The organism is Nocardioides sp. NPDC004968, from assembly GCF_040608935.1.
Classification (GTDB): domain Bacteria; phylum Actinomycetota; class Actinomycetes; order Propionibacteriales; family Nocardioidaceae; genus Nocardioides.
On record NZ_JBEXJF010000017.1, the window covers coordinates 48,733 to 74,636 of the forward strand.

At 67.8% G+C, this 25,904-nt stretch carries 24 protein-coding genes; 9 read left to right on the forward strand and 15 right to left on the reverse strand.

Annotated features, from left to right (window positions below):
• Positions 1-111: 111 nt before the first annotated feature.
• The 5 genes from ABZU72_RS16980 to ABZU72_RS17000 form a co-directional block, all read right to left on the reverse strand.
• Positions 112-954, reverse strand: a complete 843-nt coding sequence (locus ABZU72_RS16980; RefSeq protein WP_355020004.1) for an alpha/beta hydrolase — start codon at positions 952-954, stop codon at positions 112-114.
• Positions 955-1,177: 223 nt separating this feature from the next.
• A complete protein-coding gene (locus tag ABZU72_RS16985; protein ID WP_355020005.1) occupies positions 1,178-2,110 on the reverse strand; it encodes a hypothetical protein in 933 nt (310 codons plus the stop codon).
• Positions 2,107-2,580, reverse strand: coding sequence for a hypothetical protein (locus ABZU72_RS16990; RefSeq protein WP_355020006.1), 474 nt, complete (start codon positions 2,578-2,580; stop codon positions 2,107-2,109). The genes ABZU72_RS16985 and ABZU72_RS16990 overlap by 4 nt, the downstream gene beginning before the upstream one ends.
• Positions 2,581-2,584: 4 nt before the next feature.
• Complete coding sequence (locus ABZU72_RS16995) at positions 2,585-3,760, reverse strand: macrolide family glycosyltransferase (RefSeq protein ID WP_355020007.1); 1,176 nt, start codon at positions 3,758-3,760, stop codon at positions 2,585-2,587.
• Entirely contained in the window at positions 3,757-4,674 is a 918-nt protein-coding gene (locus ABZU72_RS17000; RefSeq protein WP_355020008.1) for a patatin-like phospholipase family protein, read from the reverse strand. Before ABZU72_RS17000 ends, ABZU72_RS16995 begins: the two co-directional genes overlap by 4 nt.
• A gap of 226 nt (positions 4,675-4,900) precedes the next feature.
• Between ABZU72_RS17000 and ABZU72_RS17005 the strand changes: the two genes are divergently transcribed.
• The 4 genes from ABZU72_RS17005 (at position 4,901) to ABZU72_RS17020 (ending at position 10,018) form a co-directional block, all read left to right on the forward strand.
• A complete protein-coding gene (locus tag ABZU72_RS17005; protein WP_355020009.1) occupies positions 4,901-5,530 on the forward strand; it encodes a TetR family transcriptional regulator in 630 nt (209 codons plus the stop codon).
• A 227-nt stretch (positions 5,531-5,757) separates the two neighbouring features.
• Positions 5,758-6,528, forward strand: a complete 771-nt coding sequence (locus tag ABZU72_RS17010) for an SDR family oxidoreductase (protein ID WP_355020010.1) — start codon at positions 5,758-5,760, stop codon at positions 6,526-6,528.
• Positions 6,529-6,631: 103 nt separating this feature from the next.
• The gene (locus ABZU72_RS17015) at positions 6,632-7,051 is read left to right on the forward strand and encodes a hypothetical protein (protein WP_355020011.1); all 420 of its coding nucleotides are present in this window, start codon (positions 6,632-6,634) and stop codon (positions 7,049-7,051) included.
• A 231-nt stretch (positions 7,052-7,282) separates the two neighbouring features.
• The gene (locus ABZU72_RS17020; protein ID WP_355020012.1) at positions 7,283-10,018 is read left to right on the forward strand and encodes an AAA family ATPase; all 2,736 of its coding nucleotides are present in this window, start codon (positions 7,283-7,285) and stop codon (positions 10,016-10,018) included.
• Positions 10,019-10,141: 123 nt separating this feature from the next.
• Here the strand turns inward: ABZU72_RS17020 and ABZU72_RS17025 are convergent, their stop codons facing one another.
• From ABZU72_RS17025 to ABZU72_RS17040, 4 genes are all read right to left on the reverse strand, one after another.
• Complete coding sequence (locus ABZU72_RS17025; protein ID WP_355020013.1) at positions 10,142-12,499, reverse strand: AAA family ATPase; 2,358 nt, start codon at positions 12,497-12,499, stop codon at positions 10,142-10,144.
• A 302-nt stretch (positions 12,500-12,801) separates the two neighbouring features.
• Positions 12,802-13,143 carry a hypothetical protein gene (locus tag ABZU72_RS17030; protein WP_355020014.1) on the reverse strand — a complete coding sequence of 114 codons (342 nt, stop codon included), beginning with the start codon at positions 13,141-13,143 and terminating at the stop codon, positions 12,802-12,804.
• A 189-nt stretch (positions 13,144-13,332) separates the two neighbouring features.
• Positions 13,333-13,839 carry a hypothetical protein gene (locus ABZU72_RS17035; protein ID WP_355020015.1) on the reverse strand — a complete coding sequence of 169 codons (507 nt, stop codon included), beginning with the start codon at positions 13,837-13,839 and terminating at the stop codon, positions 13,333-13,335.
• A 372-nt stretch (positions 13,840-14,211) separates the two neighbouring features.
• Positions 14,212-14,997: a hypothetical protein gene (locus tag ABZU72_RS17040; protein WP_355020016.1), complete on the reverse strand. Its 786-nt coding sequence runs from the start codon at positions 14,995-14,997 to the stop codon at positions 14,212-14,214.
• A gap of 367 nt (positions 14,998-15,364) precedes the next feature.
• Here ABZU72_RS17040 and ABZU72_RS17045 point away from each other — a divergent pair, with 367 nt between their 5' ends.
• On the forward strand, positions 15,365-15,571 hold the full coding sequence (locus tag ABZU72_RS17045; protein WP_355020017.1) for a helix-turn-helix domain-containing protein: 207 nt from the start codon (positions 15,365-15,367) through the stop codon (positions 15,569-15,571).
• Here the strand turns inward: ABZU72_RS17045 and ABZU72_RS17050 are convergent.
• From ABZU72_RS17050 to ABZU72_RS17065, 4 genes are all read right to left on the reverse strand, one after another.
• On the reverse strand, positions 15,566-16,870 hold the full coding sequence (locus ABZU72_RS17050; RefSeq protein WP_355020018.1) for a site-specific integrase: 1,305 nt from the start codon (positions 16,868-16,870) through the stop codon (positions 15,566-15,568). The two genes, ABZU72_RS17045 and ABZU72_RS17050, sit on opposite strands and share 6 nt — an antisense overlap.
• A gap of 351 nt (positions 16,871-17,221) precedes the next feature.
• Positions 17,222-17,497: a hypothetical protein gene (locus tag ABZU72_RS17055; RefSeq protein ID WP_355020019.1), complete on the reverse strand. Its 276-nt coding sequence runs from the start codon at positions 17,495-17,497 to the stop codon at positions 17,222-17,224.
• A gap of 157 nt (positions 17,498-17,654) precedes the next feature.
• Complete coding sequence (locus tag ABZU72_RS17060; RefSeq protein ID WP_355020020.1) at positions 17,655-18,206, reverse strand: flavoprotein; 552 nt, start codon at positions 18,204-18,206, stop codon at positions 17,655-17,657.
• Positions 18,207-18,228: 22 nt separating this feature from the next.
• Positions 18,229-19,116, reverse strand: a complete 888-nt coding sequence (locus tag ABZU72_RS17065) for a helix-turn-helix transcriptional regulator (RefSeq protein WP_355020021.1) — start codon at positions 19,114-19,116, stop codon at positions 18,229-18,231.
• A 135-nt stretch (positions 19,117-19,251) separates the two neighbouring features.
• Between ABZU72_RS17065 and ABZU72_RS17070 the strand changes: the two genes are divergently transcribed.
• The 3 genes from ABZU72_RS17070 (at position 19,252) to ABZU72_RS17080 (ending at position 23,036) form a co-directional block, all read left to right on the forward strand.
• Positions 19,252-20,568 (forward strand): MFS transporter, encoded by a 1,317-nt coding sequence (locus ABZU72_RS17070; RefSeq protein WP_355020022.1) that lies wholly within the window; start codon positions 19,252-19,254, stop codon positions 20,566-20,568.
• Positions 20,569-20,632: 64 nt separating this feature from the next.
• On the forward strand, positions 20,633-22,261 hold the full coding sequence (locus tag ABZU72_RS17075; protein ID WP_355020023.1) for an AMP-binding protein: 1,629 nt from the start codon (positions 20,633-20,635) through the stop codon (positions 22,259-22,261).
• Positions 22,262-22,268: 7 nt separating this feature from the next.
• Positions 22,269-23,036: a thioesterase family protein gene (locus tag ABZU72_RS17080; RefSeq protein WP_355020024.1), complete on the forward strand. Its 768-nt coding sequence runs from the start codon at positions 22,269-22,271 to the stop codon at positions 23,034-23,036.
• A 16-nt stretch (positions 23,037-23,052) separates the two neighbouring features.
• Here the strand turns inward: ABZU72_RS17080 and ABZU72_RS17085 are convergent, their stop codons facing one another.
• Both ABZU72_RS17085 and ABZU72_RS17090 read right to left on the reverse strand, forming a co-directional pair.
• Entirely contained in the window at positions 23,053-24,783 is a 1,731-nt protein-coding gene (locus ABZU72_RS17085; RefSeq protein ID WP_355020025.1) for an AMP-binding protein, read from the reverse strand.
• Positions 24,784-24,836: 53 nt separating this feature from the next.
• Positions 24,837-25,316 (reverse strand): OsmC family protein, encoded by a 480-nt coding sequence (locus ABZU72_RS17090; protein WP_355020026.1) that lies wholly within the window; start codon positions 25,314-25,316, stop codon positions 24,837-24,839.
• A 186-nt stretch (positions 25,317-25,502) separates the two neighbouring features.
• Here ABZU72_RS17090 and ABZU72_RS17095 point away from each other — a divergent pair, with 186 nt between their 5' ends.
• On the forward strand, positions 25,503-25,904 hold the full coding sequence (locus tag ABZU72_RS17095) for an ion channel (protein WP_355020027.1): 402 nt from the start codon (positions 25,503-25,505) through the stop codon (positions 25,902-25,904).

The following is a 25,904-nucleotide window of genomic DNA, read 5'->3' on the forward strand; positions in this document are numbered from 1 at the left end:
GGCCGTTCCAGGGCAACGCCTTCAAGACCTCACGACGAGCAGAACCCGGCGCCCCGGACGCGAGTGCTCGCGCGCGTCCGGGACGCCGGCCGGTCTGAGACCGGGTGGTGGTCAGGAGGCGGCTGCTCGCTCGATGATGCGGGCGACAACGCCGGGGTTCGTCATGAGGCCGACGTGTCCGGCGTTGTACTCGGTGACCTTCGACCCGGCGCGCTCGGCCATCGTGCGCTGAACGCTGGCGGGGATGATCTCGTCCTGAGTGCCGATCAGGGTCCAGGACGGGATCGTTGCCCAGGCGGGTTCGGCCGACGGCTCGTTGAGGGCGGTGAGCGTGGCAGGCCGCTGTGTCGCGTGGACGAGGGTCTTGTGGACACCGTCGAGCCCGGTGGCGAACGAGGTGAACACGGTGGACCGCTTCAGGTAGACCTCGGTGTCCGGCGTGGGTGGAAGGGTGGCGGGAACGAAGTCGAAGATCGTGGTCGGATCTGCGGACAGTGCGGAGTCGGGTCCGGCGAGCTGGACGACGCTCTCGCCGGCGTCGGGCTGGAACGCGTTGATGTAGACCAGCGCCTCGACGTTCGGGGCACCGGTGGCGGCGTTGGTGATGACGGCGCCGCCGTAGGAGTGCCCGACCAGGACGACAGGACCCGGGATGGTGTCGAGGAACGCCCGGACCGAGGCGGCGTCGCCGGACAGCGACCGGAGCGGGTTCGGCAGCGCGCGAACCTTGTACCCGTCGCTGTGCAGCGTGGTGATGACGCGTGTCCAGCTTGCCGCGTCGGCCCAGGAGCCGTGGACCAGGACGACGGTCGGCCTCGCGGCCGAGGGGTGGTTCGTGGGAATGCTGTGCGCCGGAGCAAGGCCAGCGGTCAGGAGTGCGAGCACCGACAACAGCAGCGCAACGGTGCGCGGGTACGTCGATGACCGCGACGTTCGAGCGGTGGGGTTCGTCATGTGAATGTCCTTTTCAAGAGCGTGGGACCACTTCGGGTTGCCGGCACACGCCCCGAACTGCGTCCGAGAAGGACCATGGCGGCGGGGTGCTGCCCGGAGAGGAGCCGACAGGGGTGCCGACTCCCTGAGTTGACCGAACGCAGGCCGTGCCCGTGACAACCAGTGGTCTGCAGGGTTCGCGGAGGCCCGGTCAGCAGGCTCGCCCTGACGGGGGTGCTGGTGGTCATGCTCGCTCACTCCGAAGAGTCACGTAGAAGTCGCGGACGATGGCGACGATGAGGTCCGTGGTGCGGGCCAGGTACGTCCGCCCGTCGGGCAACCGTGCGTCCGGGCTGATGTAGCTGTGCGGTCCGACGTGGGAAGAAGGGTCCAGCCAGTGAACGGTGACCTTACCGTCGCGGACGGCTCTGTTCCACGGGCTTGGACGCCACAGACGCCAACGCGGCGGGAACAGCCACGCGCTGACCGGCTCGATCCGGTCGCGTCGACTGGTGATCTGGTGGAAGTGGGTGATGCCAGCGAGGTCGTTCGCGCCATTGTGGAACCCACCGATCACGACGAGCAGGACCGGCGGTGCGAGGAGGTCCGCGCGTAGCCGGTCGACGGCGCCCGTGGCGACTTGAGCGCCGCCGCTGTAGCTGAGGAGCACGATGGGGATGCCGCTGCCGGGCCGGTAGCCGGCGAGCTGGAGCTGGGCGGCGATCTGGGTGCCGACGGCCCTGTTGTAGAAGGGGCGGTAGCGCCGGTCGGCCGCGACGAAGATCTGCATCACGTTGTGCAGGAACAGCAGGATCCCAGCGCGGCGACGGATGAACTTCCAAGCCCGTCGGTCGGCGAGCGGATGGCTCAACGGGGAGTACGGCTGTACTTGACCGAGTATCCGGAGCTCGGGTGCGGCATCGATGAGGGCGCGGACGAGCTGGCCACCATCACGGCTGTCGGCGAACCGGCGCTTTCCGATGCCGTCGAGGTAGACCAGGTAGCCATCCGGGGGGCGATCAGGATGGGCGCCGCGGGCGTAGGGCATCCCTTCGGTCAGCTTCGACGCGGGCGTGCGGAGCCCGATGCTGTAGGCCAGCACCTCATGGCGCGCAAGGAGGGCTTCGACGACGAGGGCGATCCCCACCAGAAGGACCCACGGCAGCAGCCCGCTCATGCGGCCGCCGCTTGGGTTCGCGGGGTGACGGCCCACGCGACGCCCCACCGAATCGCGGTGACCGCGCCAGTGAGGCCGATGCCGGCGACGGCGACGCACATCAGCGCGGGCCACCATCCGATGTCGGACTCGGCGTGCAGGACTTGAGCGAGGCGAATGCCGACGCCGGTGATCAAGAGCGTGTGAAGGAACGGACCGATGAGCGGGAGCGCAAGGATGGCTGCGAGCAGCAGCGGCGCGACCATACGCGACGTCCATTCGATCGCGACCTCGCCGCCGAGGCGGGATGCAAGCAGTTCGGACACCCACGGCCAGGACGTGAAGACCGCGGCTTCGACGAGCGCACCGGTGGCGAGCGAGATGACGACGAACCACTCGGAGGCACCCGGTCGGCGAGACACCACCGGCAGCAACCGGCCGACGGCCTCGGACAGGCCGGAGAGCAGCAGGAGGACGGCAACGACCGACATCGGCTCACACCACCGCCTGGAGTTGATGCTCGAGTTCGTCCGCAGCTCGGACATATCCGCCGGCGCGGACTTGCGCCGAGCGAAGTTCGGCGGTGGCGACACGGAACCGGTCCTCGACCAGCACACGTTGGACCGCGGTTCGGACTACTCCCCCGGCCAGATCGGCAGGACTGACTGCGATGCCCGCGCCGAGGTCAGCGACCCGCGCCGCGACCATGGGCTGGTCGGCCCCCTGCGGGATGACGACGAGGGGGACGCCATGAAGAAGAGCCTCGTTGACGCTGTTCATCCCCCCATGGGTGACGAATGCCGCAGCGCGGGACAGCACCTCCAGTTGCGGGACGGTACGGCGGACGATGACGTTCGCCGGGAGGGCCCCGATTCGGTCGGGGTCGGTCTGCCCGGTTGAGACGACGACGGATCCGCCGAGGGGAGCGAGCTCGAGTGCAAGCCCTCGCAGGATGGCCGGATCGGCGCCGAAGACGGTGCCGAGTGACAGGTAGAGCACCGGATCCTCGAGACGTTCAACAGCAAAGGTGTTGTCGATGGGGCGTGCGCCGATGCTGGGCCCGACGAACCGATAACTGTGGCCGAACAGGTCGGCGTGCGGCTGGAACTCCGGTGAGGTGAACACCAGGTTGAGAGTCTGGGTCAGGTTGCCGAGGTCAACGACGGGGATGCCGAGGATGTCGTAGCGGCGCAGCGCCCATCGGGCCTTGAGGAGATCGCGCAACGCGCCCGGTGCCGTGAAGGCGTCGCGGAGGGCGTGGGTGGCCTCAGTCGGGCTGGGAATGTCGAATCCGAAGGCGAACGTGGTGAACGACGAGACCGCCGGCACGTCGAGCTCGCGGGCGGCCACCGCACCCCACAGACACGCGGAGTCGTGGACGATCAGGTCCGGTTCGATCTCGCGGAGGTCGCGGATGACGCCGGGAAGGAAGTTGACGGCCATGGTTGCTAGGCCGGCGACGAGGCCCAACGGCGTGGGCGGGTCCGGGAGCGGGTGGTCGGGACCGTCGTAGTGGTGGACGGTCGCGCCTGCGGCGCGGATCTGGTCAGCGAAGGCGGGTGCGGTGTGGTAGCTGACCGCGTGCCCGCGCCGTGCCAGTTCGGCCACCAACGGCAGTGTCGGGTTGACCCGGCCATGCATGGAGATGTTGAGGAACGAGATGGTGCTCATCGGGCCCTTTCGGTGGTCGTGTACAGACCGGGCCCGTCGACGCGGAAATCGTCCAGGAACCGGCAGGCGGTCTCGTACGCGGTGCGGATGAGCCGCTGTGAGTGGTCGAAGTCCCACGCGGCGGGCCAGGCCTCGATCCCGGTAGGCAGGACCACGGTCGGGACTGCGGTGGCGACTTCGCGCAGGTCGCGTCGTACCTGGTCCTGGACGCGCAAACGATAGGCGCGGAGCGCGACCGCGGTCGCGCTCCGACCGGGCAGGGCGCCGTCCAGGGGCCAAGCGCCAGCAGTCAGGACGAGCACGCTGGCGGCACCGGCCAGTCGGGCAGCACGCACCGGGACGCAGGAGACGACGCCGCCGTCGACGAGGGTGCGACCATCGCGTTCGACGGGCGGCAGAATACCGGGGATGGCGGTGCTCGCCAGCAGCGCGGTCGTGAGGTTCCCGTGGTCGAGCAGCACCTCGTCTCCGGTGGCGAGGTCGGTGGCGACCGCGATGAACGGGACGGGGACCTGCTCGATGCGCGCGGGGACATCGGCGCGGTCAATGAGTCGGCGCAGTCCGCGGTCGCCGCACACGCTTCTTCGGGCCGGGAGGTAGCCGACGGGGAACACGTCACGGCGTGACAGGCCGATCCACACGTCCTGAAGCCGCCGAGCGGCGTCGTGCGGGTGCGCTGCTGCGACGGCACCAGTGAGCGCACCAACGGACGTGCCGACGATGAGGTCGGGGACGAAACCCCGCTGTTCGAGAGCGTGGCCGACGCCAGCGTGAGCGGCTCCTAGGACGCCTCCACCGCTGACGACGACGGCGACCGGCCGGGGGAGGTCATCCAGGCTCGATCGCGGTGGGCGATCGACGGAGACTGCGGATCGAGCAGTCGGCGCGGGCATCTCGCTGTGGTTGGCGTCCATGCGCATCACTTCCTGTCGGCCTCGATGGTCGTCATGAGGTTCGACCGATCTGCGCGTCACCGTGTGACAGACAGCGGGGAACGTTGCAGACCGGAGGCGGTACACCGAGGAGACATCGCCCTTCATCAGGGCCATCACGGGGCCACCTGGCTCATCGGGACCCTTCAAAAGAACGAATCAAATAATTCAACGGCGTTGAATGCAACGATGTTGATACCTTGGCGCCGTGTCTGTCAACAACCCGCGGGGCGCGGGAACTCGCAAGCCGGGCCGTAGAGCGCAGGTCTCCCCCGGCGAGAGCCGCGATCGCATCCGAAGGGCAGCGTTGATCCTGTTCGCGGAGCGCGGATTCGCTGCGACGACGATCAGGTCGGTCGCACAAGACGCCGACGTCGACCCGGCTCTGGTGATGCACTTCTTCGGCTCCAAGGAGCAGCTGTTCGAGGCGTGCGTCGAGTGGCCCTTCGACCCGGACGAGCGAATCGCAGCCGTCGTTGCCGGCGGCTTGGAAGGCGCCGGTGAGCAGCTCGTCAGACTCTTCCTGGAGACATGGGACGCCGACGAAGGACGTAACCCGATCGTCGCGCTCATGCGAAGCGCTCTGGGGCAGCAGGCCTCAGAGCACATGCTGCGGGACTTTCTCCAAGTTCGCCTGCTTGTGCCGCTGATCGAGGCGTTCGAGATCGACGATGCCGAGCTGCGGGCCGGCCTCATCGCCTCGCAGCTCCTCGGGCTCGGTGCCGCCAGGTATCTGCTTCGCTTCGATCGGCTCGCCACCCTTCCGCCCGATGACGTGGTCAGGTGGGTGTCGCCGACGATTCAGCGCTACTTCGTCCACCCGATTCCCCACCGATAGATCAGACTGCTTCTCACCGGGATCGAGACTCCGAGCGCGCACGTACCCGCGAGCCGTGGGTGACGGTGGCTGTCCGACGCCACCGTGCTCGCTCGCACCAGCGAGCACGCCGGGCGTCTGCCAACCCTCCCTGCACGAGAGCGACTCAGCCCCTGACGTGCGCATGTCACATTCGCGCTCCGCGCGGGGTCGTACAGAGGCAGAGAGCCGAGAATGAAGGAGTTGACATGCGCATCGCAGTAGCTGGTGGAACTGGGGTGCTTGGCCGGCACGTCGTGGATGTGGCGCGTGCGCGCGGTCACGACGCCGTCGTCTTCGCACGCGGGCAGGGTGTGGATCTGGTGGCCGGAACCGGACTGACCGCCGCACTCGACGGAGTCGAGGTGGTCGTGGACGTGACCTCGATCCCCACCCAGTCCGCCCGAGAGTCGGACACGTTCTACAAGACGGTCACACGCAACCTCCTCGCAGCAGAGAGAGCCGCTGGCGTCGCGCACCACCTCGCGCTGTCCATCGTCGGTGCCGCCGAAGCCCCCTACGGTTACTACTCGGGCAAAGCACTTCAGGAACGACTGATCCCGCAGAGCGACGTGCCGTGGACGATCCAGCGAGCCACCCAGTTCCACGAGATCGCCGGGCAGATCATCGAACGGCTGCGGCGCGGCCCCTTCCTGATCGCTCCGTTGATGCGCTGCCAACCGGTGTCGGCCCGGGAAGTCGCAGGGCGCCTCATCGACCTCGCCGAGGCCGGACCCGCCGGACGAGTCCCCGACTTCGGTGGCCCGCAGGACGAGCAGATGGTCGACATGGTGCGGGCCCTCAAGGCCGCGACCGGCATGAAGGGTTGGGTCGTTCCGGTGCCCCTGCCGGGGGCGCTGGGACGGGCACTGCGCGACGGCACTCTGATCCCTGGACCCGGCGCAGACCACGGCACAGAGACGTTCGGTGCCTGGCTGCGGTCGGGAGCAGCTTCTGCCTTCGGTCCTCGGATACCGTGATGATGCTGAATAGCTGCCTGATGGCTCAAGGCGACCTCGGGCCACCGCCCCGCTCGGGTGGGTGGCGGAGATGAGGGCGTGGACGAGGTCGCTGGTCATCGTCATGGGCGCCCTCACCGGCACGATCGGCCTCTGGGCGGGGTTCTGGCCCAAGTCCTTTTACGAGCACGGGCCGATCCCGTTGCTGGACACGGGTTGGGTGGCAATGCTGCCGCCATACAACGAACACTTGGTCCGTGACTACGGCTTCATGAACCTTGCCGTCACCGTGATCTCCGTCGTTGCGGCGATCGTCATGAGCCCGCTGATCGTGCGGACCGCGGCCACCGCGGTGATCACGTTCGGCCTCCCGCACATGCTCTTCCACTCCTTCCATCTCGAGCACATGAGCACCGCAGACGCCATCCTCCTCACGACGACCAACTCATTGCTGACCATCCTCCTGCCTGCGACAGTCTTCGCAATGGCCGGTCAGCTTCATCCAGCGGGGACTCAGCGGCAGTTCCTCCGCAACGTCACCTAACCCAGGAGGCCCGCAACCCCCGTCGCTGCTCGCGAGGAGTCCGTGGCTGCGGCCCGGAAGTACGGTCCCGTGCGGCGAGGGTCTTGTTCGCGAGGGTCTGGGTGGTCGGTGTTCTGCGGTGCGCGCGGGCCGAGAGGCGTAGCCGATCGGGCGGTTCGAGATCGGGTGTATCCTCCCGGGAGGAGGCGGCCGGTGACACCCCTAGGTCCAAGTGCAGGCCTGATCGGGCGGGTGGATGAGTGTCAGGCTCTTGACAACCTGGTGGCGGGTGCAAGGGCTGGTCGCAGTGCGTCCTTGGTCCTTCGCGGAGCGGCGGGGATAGGCAAGACCGAGCTTTTGAAGCACCTTGTTCGGAGCTCCTCCGACTTCCGGGTCTTGCGGGCTTCGGGCGTTGAGTCCGAGATGGAACTGTCGTACGCCGGTCTGCATCAGCTCTGCGTGCCCCTGCTCACTGACCTGGACCGCCTTCCCGAGCCTCAGGCCAAGGCCCTTGCCACAGCATTTGGCATGCGCGCGGGACCGGCGCCCGACCAGTTCTTCGTCGCGCTGGCGGCGTTGAGCCTGCTCGCCGAGGCGGCGTCGAACCGACCCCTCGTCTGCCTGATCGACGACGCGCAGTGGCTGGATCAGGCCTCGGCACTCACCTTGGGATTCGTCGCCCGTCGGCTGTTGGCGGAGTCCGTCGTGCTGGTCTTCGCGGGTCGTGACTCCGGCCCCGCCGGGGTGCTTACCGGCCTGCCAGAGCTGCATGTCAAGCGCCTCTCCGATCACGACGCCCGATCCCTCCTCGACTCGGTCATTCCCGGCCCGTTCCACCCGCGTGTGCACGACCGCCTCCTGGCCGAGGCGGACGGCAATCCGCTGGCGCTGCTCGAGCTTCCGCGCAGCCTCACCGTTGCCGAGCTCACGGGCGGGCTCGTCGGTGCCGAGGCGCGCCCCTTGCCCATCAAGCTCGAGGAAGGGTTTCAACGCCGGATCGAGTCCCTCCCCGCGGACGCTCGACTAGTCCTGTCCATCGCCGCCGCCGAGCCGTTCGGTGACGCAACGTTGCTACGCCGCGCAGCCGAGCGCATCGGGATCGACATCGAGGCCGCCATGGATCACGCCGACGTCTCTGGACTGATTACGTTGGGCACTCAGGTCCGGTTCCGACACCCACTAGTTCGGTCGGCGGTGTACCGGGCGGCATCCGCGAGCGATCGCCGAGCGGCGCATCGGGTACTCGCCGAGTCGATCGACCCAGATGCCTACCTCGACCTTCGCGCCTGGCACTCGGCACAGGCGGCTACGGGGCCTGACGAAGGAGTGGCCTCGGAACTCCAGCGTTCGGCGGAACGGGCCCAGGCACGGGGCAGCATTGCCTCAGTGGCGGCGTTCCTCGAGAGAGCAACGGCGCTGACGCCCGATCCCGCCGAGCGTGCCCGGCGCGCCCTGGACGCCGCACAGGCCAAGCTCCAGTCCGGCGAGTTCGACACCGCGGCCGATCTTCTCGCCATCGCCGAGTCCGGTCCGCCCGACGAGGTCCGGCTAGCCCTGGCCCACCGGCTTCGCGCTCAGATCGCGTTCGTCCAGAATCGGGGCGACGAAGCACCACCTCTGTTGCTCGCCGCCGCGCGCCGGCTCGAGCAGACCGACCTCGCGCTGGCGCGCGACACCTATCTGGAGGCCGTCCTGGCCGCGGTCTTCGCTGGTCCTCTAGCGCGTGGACCGGGCATCCGCGAGGTGATCGCCGCCGCCCGATCTGCGCCTCGGCCTGAAGCACCGGAACTTCCTGACGATCTCTTGCAGGCCCTTGCCGTGAGCATGGCAGATGGCTACCCAGCTGCCGCAGACATCAAGAAGCGCGTCCTCCAGGCGTTTCGCGACGAGGACGCTCCGGACCAACGCTCATTGCGCTGGCTGTGGCTGGCCGAGGTGGTGGCGTCTGACCTGTGGGACGACCATAGCTGGCAGCTCCTGGCGACACGACACGTGTCGATCACCCGCAACGCCGGAGCGCTTACAGAGCTGCCGCACGCGCTTGACTCCCGGAGCTTCGTCCACATCATGGCCGGAGAGCTGGCGGCCGGTGCGGCTCTCATCGGTGAGGTGGACATGGTGAGTGAGGCGATCGGCAGTCAGACGGCACGCGTGCAACCGCTCGTCCTGGCGTCCTTCCGGGGCCGCGAGCGGGAGGCTCGCTCCCTCATCGACACCATGATGAGCGAGGCGGTGCCGCGCGGCCAGGGTGCCGCGGTTGTAGTAACGCATTGGGCCCGGGCGGTGCTCTGCAACGGTCTCGCGCTCTATGAGGAAGCGATGGCGGCCGCTGGGGAGGCAGCGGCTTCGCAGGAACAGTTCGGGGTGGCGAGGTGGGCCTTGCCGGAGTTGGTCGAGGCGGCCGTGTACAGCAACGCCCGCGATCTCGCGTCCGACACGTTGGAGCAGCTCTCGCAGGTCGCCCGGGCCAGCGGAACCGAGTGGGCGCTCGGCCTCGAGGCGCGGTCGCGTGCGCTGCTCAGTCCGGATGCTCAAGCGGAGCAGCTGTACCTCGAGGCCATCGAGCGCCTGGGTCGGACCCTGGCTCGCGTAGACCTCGCTCGCGCGCATCTCACGTACGGCGAGTGGCTCAGGCGCGAGGGCCGTCGCACGGATGCCCGGGCCCAGCTGACCACGGCGCACGAGATGCTTACCCAGTTCGGGCTCGAGGCCTTTGCCAGACGCGCCGAGCGCGAGCTCCGGGCGGCCGGGGCAACCGTTCGGCATAAGCGAACCATCGCTTCGAAGGTGGCCCTGACCACGCAGGAGGAGCAGATCGCGCGGCTCGCCGGCGAGGGGCTGACGAACCCCGAGATCGGCGCGCGGCTGTTCCTCAGCCCCCACACGGTGGAGTGGCACCTGCGCAAGGTGTTCCAGAAGCTCGGCATCTCCTCACGCAGGGAGATCTCCGCAAAGTTGCCCCATGACAGCTCGGCAACCACGGCCTGATCTGCGGCTTTCCTGCCTCCGCCTACTCGGACAGCCTCCCGTCAGCGGACGACATGTGCATGGACGCAGCGACGTCGTAACCTCGTCAGGTAAGTACGCGCCGTGCATTCGTGCCTTGTGATCCTAAGCGTCGCGGACCACGGCCGCGACCTTGGGCGTTGACGGGATCCACGCGGATTGCGGTGCTGAGCCTGGCGCATGGACGATCACAGTGGCCCTGCGCTGGGCGGTCAGTGCTTGGCGTCGCTCGGCGTGCTCTGCTTCGGTTCGAGGGCTCGGCCCGAGCGGGAGATCACTGGTGATCCCATAGCGGTCTCGATAGGCCGCGACGGTAGCGACTGAGGTCAGCCATTCGCGTCGTGCGGCCGGCGTGGTCGGCGGGTCTCCGAGGCGACGGAGCCAGGCTGGGGCGGCGAGCATGGCCGCTTCGGCGAGCTCGACGGCACGGTCCTCGATGAGATCTCTGCGCTGGTCGAGCGCTTCTCTCATCTCCGGGGCCATCGCGCCTGCGGCCTCGGGGATCAGGCCGGCCATGAAGGTCGGGGACGTTGCGGCCGACGTCTGTCTCACGCCACCTGTGGCTACCGAGAGGCGAAGTCGGTGTTGCAGGACGGCCCCGATGTCGTCAGCGTCGCTCAGGTCGCGTCGGGAGACCAGGTTTGGGAGTAAGCGGTCGACGTTGTGGCCGCATGCTTCGGCTCGGCGTAGGGCTGCGGCCAGAGGGCCGAAGGAATCACTTGTGATGACGCACTCCGTTTGGGTCTCGTCGAGGCCGGAGGATCGTAGGAGGGCTTCCCAGCGTGGGCGTTGGGCTACGGCGGCGATGGTGTCGTACTCGGCGGCGAGCTGGGCGATGGAGGTCCACGCCTCCTGTTCGGCTGCGATGGTCTGGTGGGCGGAGAGCTCGACACCGGAGCGCTGGAGGATGCCGAAGAGAACCGTTTGGGCATTGACGTCCTCTCCCTCTGGCGGACTGATGTGCGTCTCGTCGGGCTGGTCCAGGGAGACGTAGACGTTGTTGGATTCGCGGCCTCGGGTCATGGAGACGTACAGGCCCTCCTTGGTCGTCTTGGAAGAGATGAGGACGTGGGCGGTGTCGACCGTGATGCCTTGGGCGCGGTGGGCGGTGATGGCGTAGCCGAGGTCCACGTGCTCGGCGACGTACGCGGAAGGGAGGGTGATCTTGGCGGCGCGCCCCCTGCGGCGGGAGACGGTAATGCTGCCATCCGTGTTGACCTTGTCGATGCGCCAGCGGTCACCGTTGCGTACCCAGTCGCAGCGCAGGGTGCGGAGGTGGCGGTCGTTGCGGCGGGTGATGATCAGGTCGCCGACCGAGGCCGGCTCACCGCTGGCGAGGATGATCTCGCGCGATGGCGTTGTCTGACCGGTGAGGATGCGTTCGGCTCGTGCGCGGGCGTTGAGGGCGTGCATGGTCTCGGTCGAATCGGCGACCAGGATGGTGGCCAGGCCGTTGGTCTGGTCGCTGATCCACGCGGCGTATGCGGCCTCGAACATGTCCTCGCTCGTGCCGTCGCGGAGCCGATCGTGGCGAGCGTAGGCGGGGGTGGCTTCGAGGCGGCCTGCGCGCAGGTCGAGGCTCGCGGCCCGTTCCCAGTCCTGGGTGAACCGGTGGATCTCGGTAAGCTCCGCGACATCGGTTCGAGCCGCGATGAGGAGGGCGAACGCGCCGCCTGCGTCGACGGATTGGAGCTGAGCCCAGTCACCGACGAGCAGCACTTTGGCGCCGGCGGTCGCAGCGATGCCGGTGATCTGATCCAAGGTGTTGGTATCCGCGAGGGTGGCCTCGTCGATGATCACCAGCTGGCCGGTACGGAAGACCCTGAGACCCGCGGAGTAGTCATGGAGCCACTTCGCGGTGTTCTCACAGGGGAGGCCGAGGTCGCCGGCCAGCACCTCCGCCGCGGCGGCTGATGGGGCGAGCCCGACGACACTGTGACGACCGTGCTCCCGCGTCCAGGCGAGGAGTAGTGCATGCATGGTGGTGGTCTTCCCTGCCCCCACCGGGCCGACCAGCAGATCGACCTGGCGGCGGGAGGTCGCGATCGCGGCAACCGCCTCAGCCTGACTGCGCGTCAAGCGGTGGCCATCACTGCACCGCCGGGTTGCAGTAGCGACCGATGAGAGGCTCACCACCGGAGCGCTGAGGTCGTTCGCCCGGTCCAGGAGGCGAGCCTCGGCAGCCATCACGCTGGCCGCGGAGTAGATCACACCATGGCGAGGACGGAAGACCGAGGTGCCATCCTCGCGCCGGAACTGGGCCGGACCCACGGCGGGCCCTGGTGGTGTAAGCGCCACAGAGCTCCTCTCCGCGGACTCGACCACTCGCGCGACCACCACCTCCCGCTCGCGTGCACTCTTGAACCGCAGGTGCATGGTCTGATGGGAAGCCTCGGCCCACAGGTTCCACCGACGCCAGGTCGCCCGCTTCCTCGCGACCTCCGCCACGACGGCAGCACCCATCTCCTCCATAACGCCGGCCGGGATCTGGTCGGCGGACGTAAACCTTGGCGTGCCGGTTGAGATCACCGACCGTGCCCAGCCGGTCGCGTCGCGATCCAGGAGACAGGCCGCCCGGTGACGCCACTCTGCGGTCAGGTCTTTGATCAGTTGCACAGACTCCGTAGGTCCGCGATCGGCCGCCGACGTACCGCTCGACTTTTGAGGGAGCATGCGTGTGACCTGCGACGACGCAGCTTGCTCCCCCATTCGCCCGTAGGGAGCGCCGCCTGGGAGGTAAGCATCCCGGTAGCCGACTCAGTCGATCATCGAGCACGTGAACAGGTGCTGCCATGGTCGTCATAGGTGTCGGATGCCGAGGTCGGCACCCCAGCCCTCTCGGCCGAGACAGGCCAGGCCCCTATGCCGAGGCGAAGGTTCTGCCCGAGGTCAGACACTTCGTAGGCGTCGGCGATGTCGTGGGCATTGATGCGTTGGGGTGGAGAGTACGGTTCCGGGGACTCACCGGAACCGTAGTCGGTCGTCGAGGAGACTCGTGGGTTGATGAGGTTCATCATCGACGCCGACACCGACCAGGACGTGGGACAGCCGTGCTGAGCATTGACGCTCAGGAACTGATCAACGCCGTCGCAATGGCGATGCGGCACGAGATCATTGCAACGAGTCTCCGCGTCAGTTGACACACCATCCGAGTTCAACGGAGGCGTTGAATGAAGTCTTTGGCGCCATCGTACGCGACGCCATCGCCGTCGATTTACGATGCACTGACCCGGCCGGTGAACAACGCACCGACCCGGCGCGCCAAGGCGGCGGACACTAGCGCACCACTCGACGCCCTACCGGTGATGGGCATACCGCTTGGTCTTGTCGAAGAGATCTTCGGCGAGCTTTCGAGTGGCCGCATGGTCACTCGCAGCGATTTCCAGCAGAGTCTTGTCGTTCGGGGTCCCGACGTCGTGAACAGCCATCGCAGTCGATGAGAAGGAGTTGTGGATCGCCGTCGCGAGGTCACGAGCAATGCCGGACACCTCAGCATCAGGATGACCCGCAGCCAGGACCTGAAGCTGTAGACGAAGCTCTCCGTGTCGCCATTTGAGGTCAGGAAGCTCCTTAGTGCGTTGACCAGGATCTGCGGTCCCGGCTCCAGCGAGGCGGCGCGGATCAGCGCTGGCGAGATAGTCGAGGACGGCACCTACGACGGGCCCATCGCGTTGCTGTTGCTCGTGCCGTTGATTTCGGGCCTGCGAACGTAGCGACATCCATGTGCTGAGCCATGATCCGGCGAAACCTCCGGCCCCACTGACAACAGCAACCGCGAGGACGAACCAAGCCGAGTCTGTCATCGGAGGTCCTCCTCAACCCGACACAGGAGACAAGTCGCTTTGCACGCGACAAACTCGAACGCTAGGTGTCAGCCCGTACCAGGCGATCGCTGCGTCGACGGCATCCCCTGATTTGGATACGGGCGGATAAACGCCGCTCAGTTGAACACACTGGGAACCCGTCGCCGGCCAGGCTCTAGTGAACGGTCACGGTCGCTCGGGCGTCGCCAACAACGTCGAAAAGACACGGGCGATCGCCTCGAGCCCAATGATGGACATGTCAAAGTGTCCTCTTGGTTCGCCTCCATGCCAGCGGCACGCAATCTGTCGATGTCAATGGCGCTTACCCACCTTTTCCCTGGTGCTCCACCCGCCTGACTGATAGTGAAGCGTTCAGGAAGCCTTCGTGATGTGGCGGCCAACCTCGGCGGGAGCAGGCACGTAGTCGTCCCCTCCGATCTCCCACTCAGCCCCATCGCGAGCGCGGTGGGGACCGTCGTGGAGGTCACGCAACGAGCAGTCCTTGACCGTCACCACACCGTCGATCCGCACGCGCAGGTAACGCTCGCAGAAGAACGACCGATAGTAGGGATCGGGCGGATTCCGAAAGCCCTTGCCGTCCGCGGCGATCGCCGCGCAGCGAGGGCACTGGTTCTCGCGCGCAGGGTCGTCGGCAGGCACAAACTCCTCGCCTAGGACGGCACGCATGTGCATCCAACCGCACGCCGCAGTCGGGCCGCTGTCCATTGGTCCCCCGAAGAAGTGGACCGCCCCGGGCACGACCTCGCCGCCCCACGGGTCACCGTCTCGCGTTCCGGCCGCGTCGATCGCGTGGACGAGGCCCGGATCGGGCAGGAGCATAGAAACGCGATTGCGCATCGCGTCGCGACCTCCGGTGATGCGAGCATGGGCGATCCGCATGATGTGTGGCTTGAGTTGACGATCCCGCCGGGCGGAGATCGACGCATCATCCGCCTCACCCGCGAAGCCGGGCGCGGCTGCCGGTCGCTTGGCGCGGATCTTGTCGCCCCACTCACTGTCCAACCGATAAACGATAACTGCCGACAACCGCGTGTCTGGCTTGGCGTTGCGGAATCCGATCTTCGCCAGCAGCCCCACCACCAACGTGGTCGAACACTGGTATCGGGCGGCTACCTCGTGAACGGTCAGCATGAACATCACCTCGAACGTGTGTTCCCAGCGTAGGGTCGGCCGTCGACGCCCTGCGGACGGCGCGCCGAGGCGGAGACGGTCCGGCGCTATGTCTGACGGCTCTCGGGATCGCGGTGCGCGGCACTGGGATGTGCCTGCGAGCGACCCACCGATGCAACGAGTTCGTCCATCATCAAACGAACTCTTCGGGCGTCAGAAAGACTGAGTCTCCCAACTCGTAGCGGTGCGGATCCTGCACGTGCTCGCATTCCCGGACGTATCAATCGCGTCTGGTGGACGATGTCATTGCGGAGACTTCGCGCAGTTCTTCGCCGACATCAGCGGTGACCGCAGCGCACCTCTCAGGTAGTGACACATGCCGTTGAGGAGCATCATGGGCCAGATTCCGACCGTACCTGTGGAGAACCCGTATCTCAGCCTTGCTGACGCCGCCGACCATGTCGGTCAGTCCGTCAAGACCCTGCGGCGGCGCATTGCTGCCGGGACGCTTCCCGCCTACCGGTTCGGTCCTCGCTGCATCCGCGTGCGGTTGTCCGATCTCGAGGCGTCCGCGCGTCCGATTCCAAGCTCACGTTCATGAGTCAGACTCGGCAGCCACATCGACGTCGAATCCGGCGAGCTTCGAAAGTCTGGATGCCAGTTCCTGCATCCGATCCTGGCTGGCGTGCTGATAGCGCAACGCCGCCTGCGGGGTCGTGTGCCCAGCCAGGTTCATGAGTTCTGCCAGTGTCGCTCCTGCAACCGCCGCGCTGGTGAGTCCAGTGTGCCGGAGGTCGTGAAAGTGCAGATTCGGCCGCCCCGCGGCGACCCGTGCCTCGTACCAGCCATGCCCGATTCGCTTCACCTGCCCCTTCCGCGGCCCCTTCTTGTGGAAGGTCGTGGCCCGGCCATAGAACGACGACGGCGTGAGGTGATTGTCGTCTTTGCCTGGGAACAACAGGCCCTCGGAGCCTGGCCGGGAGTGCGTCAGCAAGTGATGCCGGACGCCCGGAAGGAGGTGCGGCGGGATCGGTACGTCGCGTACACCGGCGTCGGTCTTCGGCGGGCCGATGATGCAGCCCGGCGGGCAGCCACAGGGCCGAGTGTCGTTGGGCAGATCCTCGGGCACGTTCCGAACCAGGACGACGCCTCGGCGGACCTTGATCACCTTTGTGCGCGTGTCGATGTCCTTGCGACGGAGTTCGGTGAGCTCGCCGAACCGGAGACCGGTCCAGGCCCCGAGTTGGACCATCAACATCCGCCGTTCGGGGACCGCGGCAGCGAGGGCGGCCAGTTCGTCGTTGTCGACTGGGTCCACGTCGTGAGTGGCCTTCGCCATTCCGCCGCCGCGGACCTTCGCGGGGTTGGCGCCCTGGATCAGGTTGCGATCGATTGCCGTGTTCAGGATGGTGCGGAACAGCCCGTACGCACGGGCGCGCGTTGTTGGGCGGCCAGGTGCAGTGCGCTCAAACCACGTGTCGACGTTCTCAGGGGTAATCTCCCGCAGCGGCGTATCCGCGAATGTCGGCAGGATGTGCAGGCGGAGGAGGTCTTCGTAGTCATCACGGGTAGTAGGCGCCAGCGGCCGGCCCTTCACCTTCCTCGTCCGGAGCCACTGGGGAGCGTACTCACCAAAGGTCAACGGCGCTTGCGCCCGGGCTGCCTTGCGGTGGGCGGGCGGAGTCCATCGGCCCTCGGAGATGAGCCGCCGTTCGTCGAGCAGCCACGCCTCGGCGTCCAGGCGCGAATCGAAGGTGTTCGGCGCGTTGTGTCGCATTGGCTTCACATGCCCGGACTTCGTCGCCATCGTGCGGCCGTCAGGGTCGCCGTAGTAGGCGCGAAAGCGCTTGGATGGCAGTTTCTCGATGCTGCCAAAGCCTCGCTTGTCATTCTTCGCCATAGTCAGACTCACCCCGTCGGTCAAGGCGCGAGGCGTGGATTCGTGGGACTAACGTGGGACTAGATCGGCCAGATATGGCTCTCCATGTCCACTCGTGTCCACATCAGCGCTTCGCGTTCATGCAGGTCAACCGTATGTTTTCTAAGGTGTGTCCGCACCTCCGCCGAGGTGCGCGAGAGAGGTTCAAACCCAGTATCGTCCACCGAGAAGCCGGCCCTGAACTGCTGAGACGCAGTTCAGGGCCGGTTCGATTTCTAGCCCACTCGAGTGCCGCCTGCCCGTCGCTGCGGATCGTGGGGTCAGCCGAGGTTCCGGTCCTCTCGACCTAGACTCCGTATCTGCGCGAAACTTTCATCGGGACTCGAAAAGATCCGGTCGCCAACCCTCGAACTTAGAATCGAGGTCACCTCGCCGGATATCGGCCAGGGCTGCGGCGTAGCCAACCTCGATCGCCTGCGTGAACGCTTCAATCAACTCGGTCGGCGCATTGAGGTAGCCACTGCCCGAGGCCAGATTTGCGGCAGCCTCCGACGCCGCACGGACGTCTTCGTCATGCACACTCGCCCTGTAGAGGTCGTTGACCGCCTGTACGAAATTGTCGAGGTGTTCCCGCGGTGTTGCATCCATGAGGACAATGCTGCCGAGGCGGCGCAACGATGGCCGCCAGGCTCACCGGCCCACGCGAAAGCAATCGCGGAATCGGAGCCGGCACCCCGGGCCGTTCAGGCGCGCCACGACACAACGGGGCTACGGCCGCAGGCCGGCCATGGCGGCGAAGTGGGCCCTACCGCCGACCTGTCGCCCGCTGGGTGGCGTCGACGATCGCGCCCCACGGCAGTTTCTGGTCCGGAGGCATCTGGCGGGGCGGGTGGAGAGGCCAGACGTCGGGGCCTTCGATGAGGTCGACACCGGCGCTGCGTAGGGCTGCCACGTGGGAGGGCCAGGCGGGGTGCCCGGCGTGGGCGGCGTTGATGAGCGGGAAGAGCACGACCGGAACGGTGGTGAGGTTTTCGGTGACGACGGTGAGGGCCTGGTTGTCGGCCAGGCCCAGGGCGATCTTGGCGGTGGAGTTGAAGGTCGCGGGGGCGACGACGATGGCGTCGAGCTGCGCCGGGTGCGTGCGCGGCTCCCACGGGAGGCGGCTCGGTCCCCGTACGGGGAACCCAGTCAGCGCCTCGATCCGGTCGGCCTCGCCGTTCGCGCGCAGCCAGGTGAATGCTGTCGGCGTCAGGGTCACCGGGACCTGGTGGCCGGCATCGACCAGCGGGGTGATCAGCTCGTCGCAGAGTTGCTCCACGCCGCCTGCAGCGCAGGCGATGACTCCGATGATGGCCACGCCGAGAGCGTACGCGACGTGATCAGTCGATCAGGCCGGCCTCACGCGCCATCCGGACGGCGTGGACGCGGTTGTTGGCGTTGAGCTTGCGGGTGGCGCTCTTGAGGTAGGACTTCACCGTGCTCTCCACGATCCCGAGGGCCTCGGCGGCCTGCCGGTTGCTGTTCCCGAGCGCCACCTGGCGCAGGACGTCGAGCTCGCGGGCGGCCAGGCGTACGGCCGGAGCGAGCTGAGCCGGCTGCTTCTCCCCTGGTGCGGCGGTGAGCCGTAGGACCATGGCCTCGAGGCGGCTGCGGACCTCGGGGTCGACCACCTGGCCGGCCAGATCGGTGAGCTCGGCCGCCATCTCCCGGCGTTCGGCGAGGTCGCGCTTCGCGGCCGCCTCGTCCGGGCGAGGAGCCCGGCTCGGCGCAGGCGCCAGCCGGGAGAGCCGGTTGCGGACCTCGTCGTCGATCAGGATCTCGCGCTCGAGGGTGCGGATCAGCGGACGCAGCCCGTCGAACCAGACGCCGCCGAGACCGAGCCGCGAGCGGGAGGCGAGGTAGATGAGCATCCGCGGGGCCCGGTCGACCATGATCGGCAGGGCGGCGACGGTCTGGATCTGCTCCTGAGCGACGGCGGTGTCGTAGAGGTGGGTGATCCCGCGAGCGGTGTAGTAGTGGTCGACGGAGCCGGGCTGACGGGTCTGCAGGGTCTTGCCGCCCAGGCCCTCCCCGTTGACGACCCGCAGGCCGCGCAGCGAGACGCCCTTCGCGCCACAGGTCGCGGTGATGTCGATAGCCGTGCCGTCACCGCGCACCGGGCCACCGAAGGCGAGGTCCAGCCCCGACGCGGTCCGGAAGGAGGCCAGCGTCTGGGCGATCCGGGACCCGTCGTACGGCGCCTCTGGGGCGATGGCGGTGGTGCTCATGACGTTGAGCGTAAGTGACGACCATCACAGGCAACAAGAGGCGTACCCCCTCTTTCGAGGGCACTCGTCCGGGGGTATCGGACAGATGGTGACGGTCCCACACTCGGTTCACCAATCCGAGTAGGAGGCACGATCATGGCCCAAATCGCGGCTGACCGAGCCGAGGTCGACGGGCGCACCATGCGCCGCGTCGCGACGGCGTCACTGACCGGCACCACCATCGAGTTCTACGACTTCCTCATCTACGGGCTCGCGGCAGCCCTCGTCTTCAATGCCGTCTTCTTCCCGTCCATGGGCGGCCCCGAGGGCACCTTGGCCTCGATCGCGACCTTCGGCGTCGCGTTCGTCTTCCGACCATTGGGAGCGATCCTCTTCGGCCACTACGGCGACCGGATCGGCCGCAAGGCCACACTGATCACCACCCTGATGATCATGGGCACCTCGACCTTCGCGATCGGCCTGCTCCCGAGCGTGGAGTCGATCGGCAAGGGCGCGGTGGTGATCCTCGTTCTGCTGCGCGCACTGCAGGGCATCGCGCTCGGCGGAGAGTGGGCGGGCGCCGCACTCCTCACCACCGAGTACGCCGCCCGCGGCCAGCGCGGGCGCTACAGCATGTTCCCGCAGCTCGGCCCCAGCCTGGGGCTGATCCTCGCCGCCGCAGCCATGCTCACCACCTTCCGCCTGATGGAGCCCGCGGCGTTCGCGGCCTGGGGCTGGCGGATCCCGTTCCTGGCCAGCGCCGTCCTCATCGCGGTCGGCCTCTGGGTCCGGCTGAAGATCGCCGAGACGCCGTCGTTCAAGAAGGTCCAGTCGGCAGGCACCCGCAGCGCCCTGCCGTTCGTCGGCTGCATCCGTGACCAGTGGCGGCAGGTGCTGCTCAGCGGCGGCATCATGGCGGTCGTCTTCGGCGCCTTCTACACCGGCGCCAGCTTCATGGTCGCGCACGCGGTCGGCACCCTCGGCCTGAGCATGAGTCAGGCCCTGCTCGGCGTCATCGTCGCGGCGTTCGCGATGAGCGTGACGGTGATCGCCTCCGCGTGGCTCTCCGACGTCCTCGGCCGCCGTGTGGTCCTGCTCATCGGCGCCGCCTTCGGCCTCGTCGCCGGCCCGCTGTCCTTCGCCATCATGGAGCCCGGCAGCTTCGCGAGCTTCGCCCTCGGCAACAGCCTGATGCTGTGCGTACTCGGTCTCAACTACGGTCCGATCGCGGCATTCCTGCCAGAGATGTTCCAGGCGAAGTACCGCTACACGGGAGCCGGTCTGGGCTACAACATCGCGGGCATCCTCGGCGGCGCCGTCCCGCTGGTCATCGCCGAGGACCTGCTGGCCCGGTGGGGCACCGACGGCATCGCGTACTTCCTCAGCGCCCTGGCCGTGCTGAGCATCGGCTGCCTGCTGGTGGCCAAGGAGACCAGCCACGTGGAGCTCGACGCGGAGCCCGCACTCGCCTGATCCGGCACCGCTCACCCTCCTTCGGGGGTGTGGCTGCCACCGTGGTCTCGGTCATGCTCGCGGCATGACCGAGACCTCATCCATCACCGCTTCGTCGGCCCGTGGCGACATCGACGTTCCGCTGCTCGAGGAGACGATCGGAGCCAACTTCGAGCGCACCGTCGCCCGCCACGGAGACCGTGAGGCGCTCGTCGAGATCGCCACCGGACGACGCTGGACCTACGCCGAGCTGGATGCCGACGTGGACGCCCTCGCGGTCGGCCTCCGGAAGGCCGGCATCGGCAAGGGTGACCGCGTCGGCATCTGGGCTCCCAACTGCGCCGAGTGGACGATGGTCCAGTTCGCCACGGCCAAGATCGGCGCGATCCTGGTCAACATCAACCCCGCCTACCGCACCCACGAGCTCGCCTACGCGCTCAACCAGTCCGGGGTGCGGCTGCTGATCAGCGCGACGGAGTTCAAGAGCAGCGACTACGTCTCGCTCGTCGGCGAGGTGGCAGGCGACTGCGGCGCGCTGGAACAGACCGTCTTCCTGGGTACGCCGCAGTGGGATGCGCTGCTGGCCGCCGGCCGTGGTGAGCGCCTGGCCGACCACGTCGACTACACGCTCGACCCGAACGACGCGATCAACATCCAGTACACCTCCGGGACCACGGGCTTCCCGAAGGGCGCGACGCTGTCGCACCGCAACATCTTGAACAACGGCTTCTTCGTCACCGAGACGATCCACTTCACCGAGCAGGACCGGCTCTGTATCCCGGTGCCCTTCTACCACTGCTTCGGCATGGTGATGGCCAACCTCGGCTGCACCACCCACGGCGCGACGATGGTCATCCCCGGCCCCGGCTTCGACCCGGCCGCGACCCTGCAGACGGTCCAGGACGAGAGGTGCACGGCGCTGTACGGTGTGCCGACGATGTTCATCGCGATGCAGAACGACCCGGGGTTCGCCTCCTACGACCTCTCGACGCTGCGTACCGGGATCATGGCCGGCGCTCTGTGCCCGATCGAGGTCATGAAGCGATGCGTCAGCGAGATGCACATGAGCGAGGTCGCGATCGCGTACGGGATGACCGAGACCTCGCCGGTCTCCTGCCAGACGCGCACCGACGACGACCTCGAGCGGCGTACCGAGACGATCGGCCGGGCCGCCCCGCACGTCGAGATCAAGATCGTCGACCCGGCCACGGGCGAAGTGGTCCCGCGCGGCACGGCGGGCGAGTTCTGCACCCGCGGCTACTCGGTGATGCTGGGCTACTGGGACGATGAGACGAAGACGGCCGACGCGATCGACGCCGACGGCTGGATGCACACCGGCGACCTGGCCGTGATGCGCGAGGACGGCTACTGCGTGGTGGTGGGCAGGATCAAGGACATGGTGATCCGTGGTGGCGAGAACATCTACCCGCGCGAGATCGAGGAGTTCCTCTTCACCCATCCCGACATCGCCGAGGCGCAGGTCGTGGGCGTCCCGGACGAGAGGTACGGCGAAGAGCTCTGCGCCTGGATCCGGATGCGACCCGGCGCCGAGCCGCTGGACGCCGAGGCCGTCCGCGCCTTCGCCAGCGGCAAGCTCGCCCACTACAAGGCACCGCGCTACGTGCTGCTCGTCGAGGAGTTCCCGATGACCGTGACCGGCAAGGTCCGCAAGATCGACATGCGCGAGCAGAGCGTCGCTCTGCTCGGGCTCTGAGCCGCCGATGAGCTACTGGCATCGGACCGGTCCATGCACCTTCACGCCGACCGAGCACGTCGGCGGCGCCTGGGACCTGGACACACAGCACATCGCCACTCTGCTCGGCGTGCTCGCCCACGAGGTCGAAAGGGACCGCGACGCCCGCCGCGCCGACGGGCTCCAGATCACCCGGATCGGCTACGACATCCTCGGCACCGTCCCGCTCGAGCCGGTCGACGTCGAGGTCACCGTGCTCCGCGCCGGGCGCACCATCGAGCTCGTCGAGGCTAGGGCCTGCCATGCCGGCCGGCCCGTCGTGCTCCTGCGTGCCTGGCTGACCGCCGGCTACCCGACCGCGGAGCTCGAGGGCACCAGGCACCTGCCGATGTCCGCACCGGACGAGGTGCCGGCTTGGGACATGACCACGCTGTGGGACGGGGGCTTCATCGCTTCGGTCGAGGTGCGGCGCCATGACCTCGGCCCGGGGCGGGCGCAGTCCTGGGTGCGTACGGCTCACCCCCTCGTCGCCGACGAGGAGGTGAGCCGGCTGGCGCAGGTCGCCGGGCTGCTCGACATCACCAACGGCGTTGCCGTTCGGGTCGACCCGAAGGTCGTCAGCTTTCCCAACCTCGACCTGAACGCGCACCTGTTCCGTGCTCCTGCTCCCGGGTGGTTGGGGCTCGACACGACCGTCTCGTTCGGCCCGGAGGGCGCCGGCGTGACCACGTCCGTGCTCCATGACGAGCAGGGCGCCTTCGGCGTCAGTACGCAGTGCCTGACGGTCCGTCCCTGACGGCTCAGCTGGCGGCTCAGGACTGACGGGAGAAGAAGTCCTCGTAGCGGTGCTCCCCCGGTGGCCGCTGGTCGACGACCTCCTGCTCGCGGCTCCGGAGCTCGACGCGCCGGATCTTGCCCGAGATCGTCTTGGGCAGGTCGAAGAACTCCAGGCGCCGCACCCGCAGGTAGGGCGGCAGGTGGTCGCGGGCGAACTCGAGGATGGCCCGGGCGGTCTCGGCGGTCGGCTCGTGGCCGGCGGTGAGGGAGACGTACGCCTTGGGGACCGCGAGCCGCACCGGGTCCGGGGCCGGCACGACCGCCGCCTCGGCCACCGCGGGATGCTCGATCAGGACCGACTCCAGCTCGAAGGGCGAGACCTTGTAGTCGGAGGCCTTGAAGACGTCGTCGGTGCGGCCGACGTAGGTGATGTAGCCCTCCTCGTCGCGGCTGGCGACGTCGCCGGTGTGGAAGAAGCCACCGCGCATCGCCTCAGCGGTGCGCTTCTCGTCATCACGGTATTCGGTCATCAGCGTGGCGGGTCGCGCCGAGAGATCCAGGCCCAGATCGAGGCACAGCTCGCCCTCCCCCGGCCCCTCGATCACGGCCCCCTCGATCGGGTCGACCAGCACGACCGGGACACCGGGCAGCGGCCGGCCCATCGAGCCCGGACGTACCGGCTGGCCAGGGCTGTTGGCGACCGTCGCGGTCATCTCGGTCTGCCCGAAGCCGTCGCGGATGGTGAGGCCCCATGCCTGCTGGACCTGGCTGATCACCTCGGGGTTGAGCGGCTCACCGGCACTGATCGCCTCGCGCAGCGAGCCACAGCCACCGGAGAGGTCGGCCTGGATGAGCATCCGCCACACCGTCGGCGGAGCGCACATGCTGGTGACGTGCTCCTCGCGGATCCGCTGCAGCAGCGTGGCCGCCTCGAAGCGCGCGTAGTTGAGGACGAAGACGGTCGCGCCGGCGAGCCAGGGAGCGAAGAAGTTCGACCAGGCGTGCTTGGCCCACCCGGGGCTGGAGATGTTCATGTGGACGTCGCCGGGGCGCAGACCGAGCCAGTACATCGTCGACAGGTGTCCCACCGGGTAGGTGTAGTGGGTGTGCTCGACCAGCTTCGGGCGGCTGGTGGTGCCGCTGGTGAAGTAGAGGAGCAGCGCGTCGGTGGTGGCGTTGCCGGGGTGCTCGAGCGGCTCATGGCTCTCCGCGGCGGCCGCGGCGTAGCCGTTCCAGCCCTCCCGCTCCCCCACGCCGACCCCGACGCCGATCCGCACGTAGTCGCCGGGGACGCCGTCGAACTTGTCCGCGTCCTCGGCGTTGCACACCACCGCGCGGGCCCGGCCCCGGGCGAGCCGGTCGACCAGCTCGGCGGTGCCGACAGCGGTCGTCGTCGGCATCAGTACCGCGCCGACCTTCATCGCCGCGAGCATCGTCTCCCACAGCTCGACCTGGTTGCCCAGCATGACGACCACGCTGTCTCCCACCCCGACACCGAGGCGCCGAAGGTAGCGGGCCACCGCGCCCGAGCGACGCGCCAGCTCGTCGAAGGAGTACGCAGCCCGCGACCCGTCCGACTCGGCGATGACCAGCGCTGGAGCGTCGTTGCCCCGAGCCATCGGGTCGAACCAGTCGTGGGCGAAGTTGAAGCTCGCCCCGACGTCGGGCCAGCGGAAGGTGTCGAGCGCCTCGGCGTAGTCCAGGCGCTGGGCGATCAGCGCGTCCCGGGCGGCGAGCAGGGCGTCGGTCGAGGTCGATCGGGTCATGGCGGTCATCATCGTCGCGAGGCTGACACCTGCCCTACCCCCGGAAGAGGGGGCTAAGGCTTCAGTCCACCGACGATCACGGTCGGCTCGACGTCGACGGGGAAGTTCACGCTGCTCGCGATGAAGCAGTCCAGGTGGGCCTGGTGGTGGGCGGAGGTCGCCGCCTCGATCATGGAAGCGTCTGCGACGGTGACGACCGGGTGGAGCACGGCGCGGGTGAACCGGCCGCCGGTGCCCTGTGTCTCCATGGTGGCGGTCGCGGCGTCGTGGTAGTCGATGACGACCACGCCCACCGTCACCGCCTGGTGGAGGTAGGACAGCATGTGGCACTGCGCCAGCGAGGTCAGCAGCAGCTGCTCGGGGTTGTGCCGGCTCGCGTCGCCGCGGAAGGTCGGATCGGCGGAGCCCAGGATGTCGGGCAGGCCCTCGATGCGTACGACGTGGTCTCGGGCGTAGTCGCGGTAGCCGCTCGTCCCGGTGCCGCGGTTGCCCGTCCACTCCACCGAGACCGTGTAGTCATGGGTCAGAGCCATGCGCACACCTTAGTGCCGGTGTCACCCAGGACGGGTGACGCGTCACTCCGCCCGCGAACGCATCCTGAGGACTCAGTCGTACGACGAATCGAGAGATCCATGGGGAAAGCCAGGTGGCGTCCGATCTGGACCTTCAGCGGCCTGCTGGTCGCCTACTACGCTTTTCCTCTGCGGTGGACAGACTCGGTGCTGGCCGTCGGCACGAGCTTGCTGGTCACAGTGGGGGCACTTTCACTCGTCGGGACGGTGATGGTCAAAGAGCTCGGCTCCGTCCGCAGGGGTGGACCGGGACGCAGCCTGCGGGTGCTGGCCATGTTGCTGATCGTGCTGGTGATGGCGTCATCGCTGACCTTCTTCCTGCTCGACCAGATTCGTCCTGACGAGATCACCGGCCTGGATACGCGCACCGATGCCCTCTACTTCACCTTGAGCACGATGACGACGGTCGGGTACGGCGATGTCCACGCCGAGGGTCAGATCGCGCGGGCGATGGTGTGCGTGATGATCGTCTTCAACATCGTGGTGGTGGCCTCGCTCGTCAGGGCCCAGACCCGTTCCCAGACTCCGCCCGCTCCACCGAGACCGTGA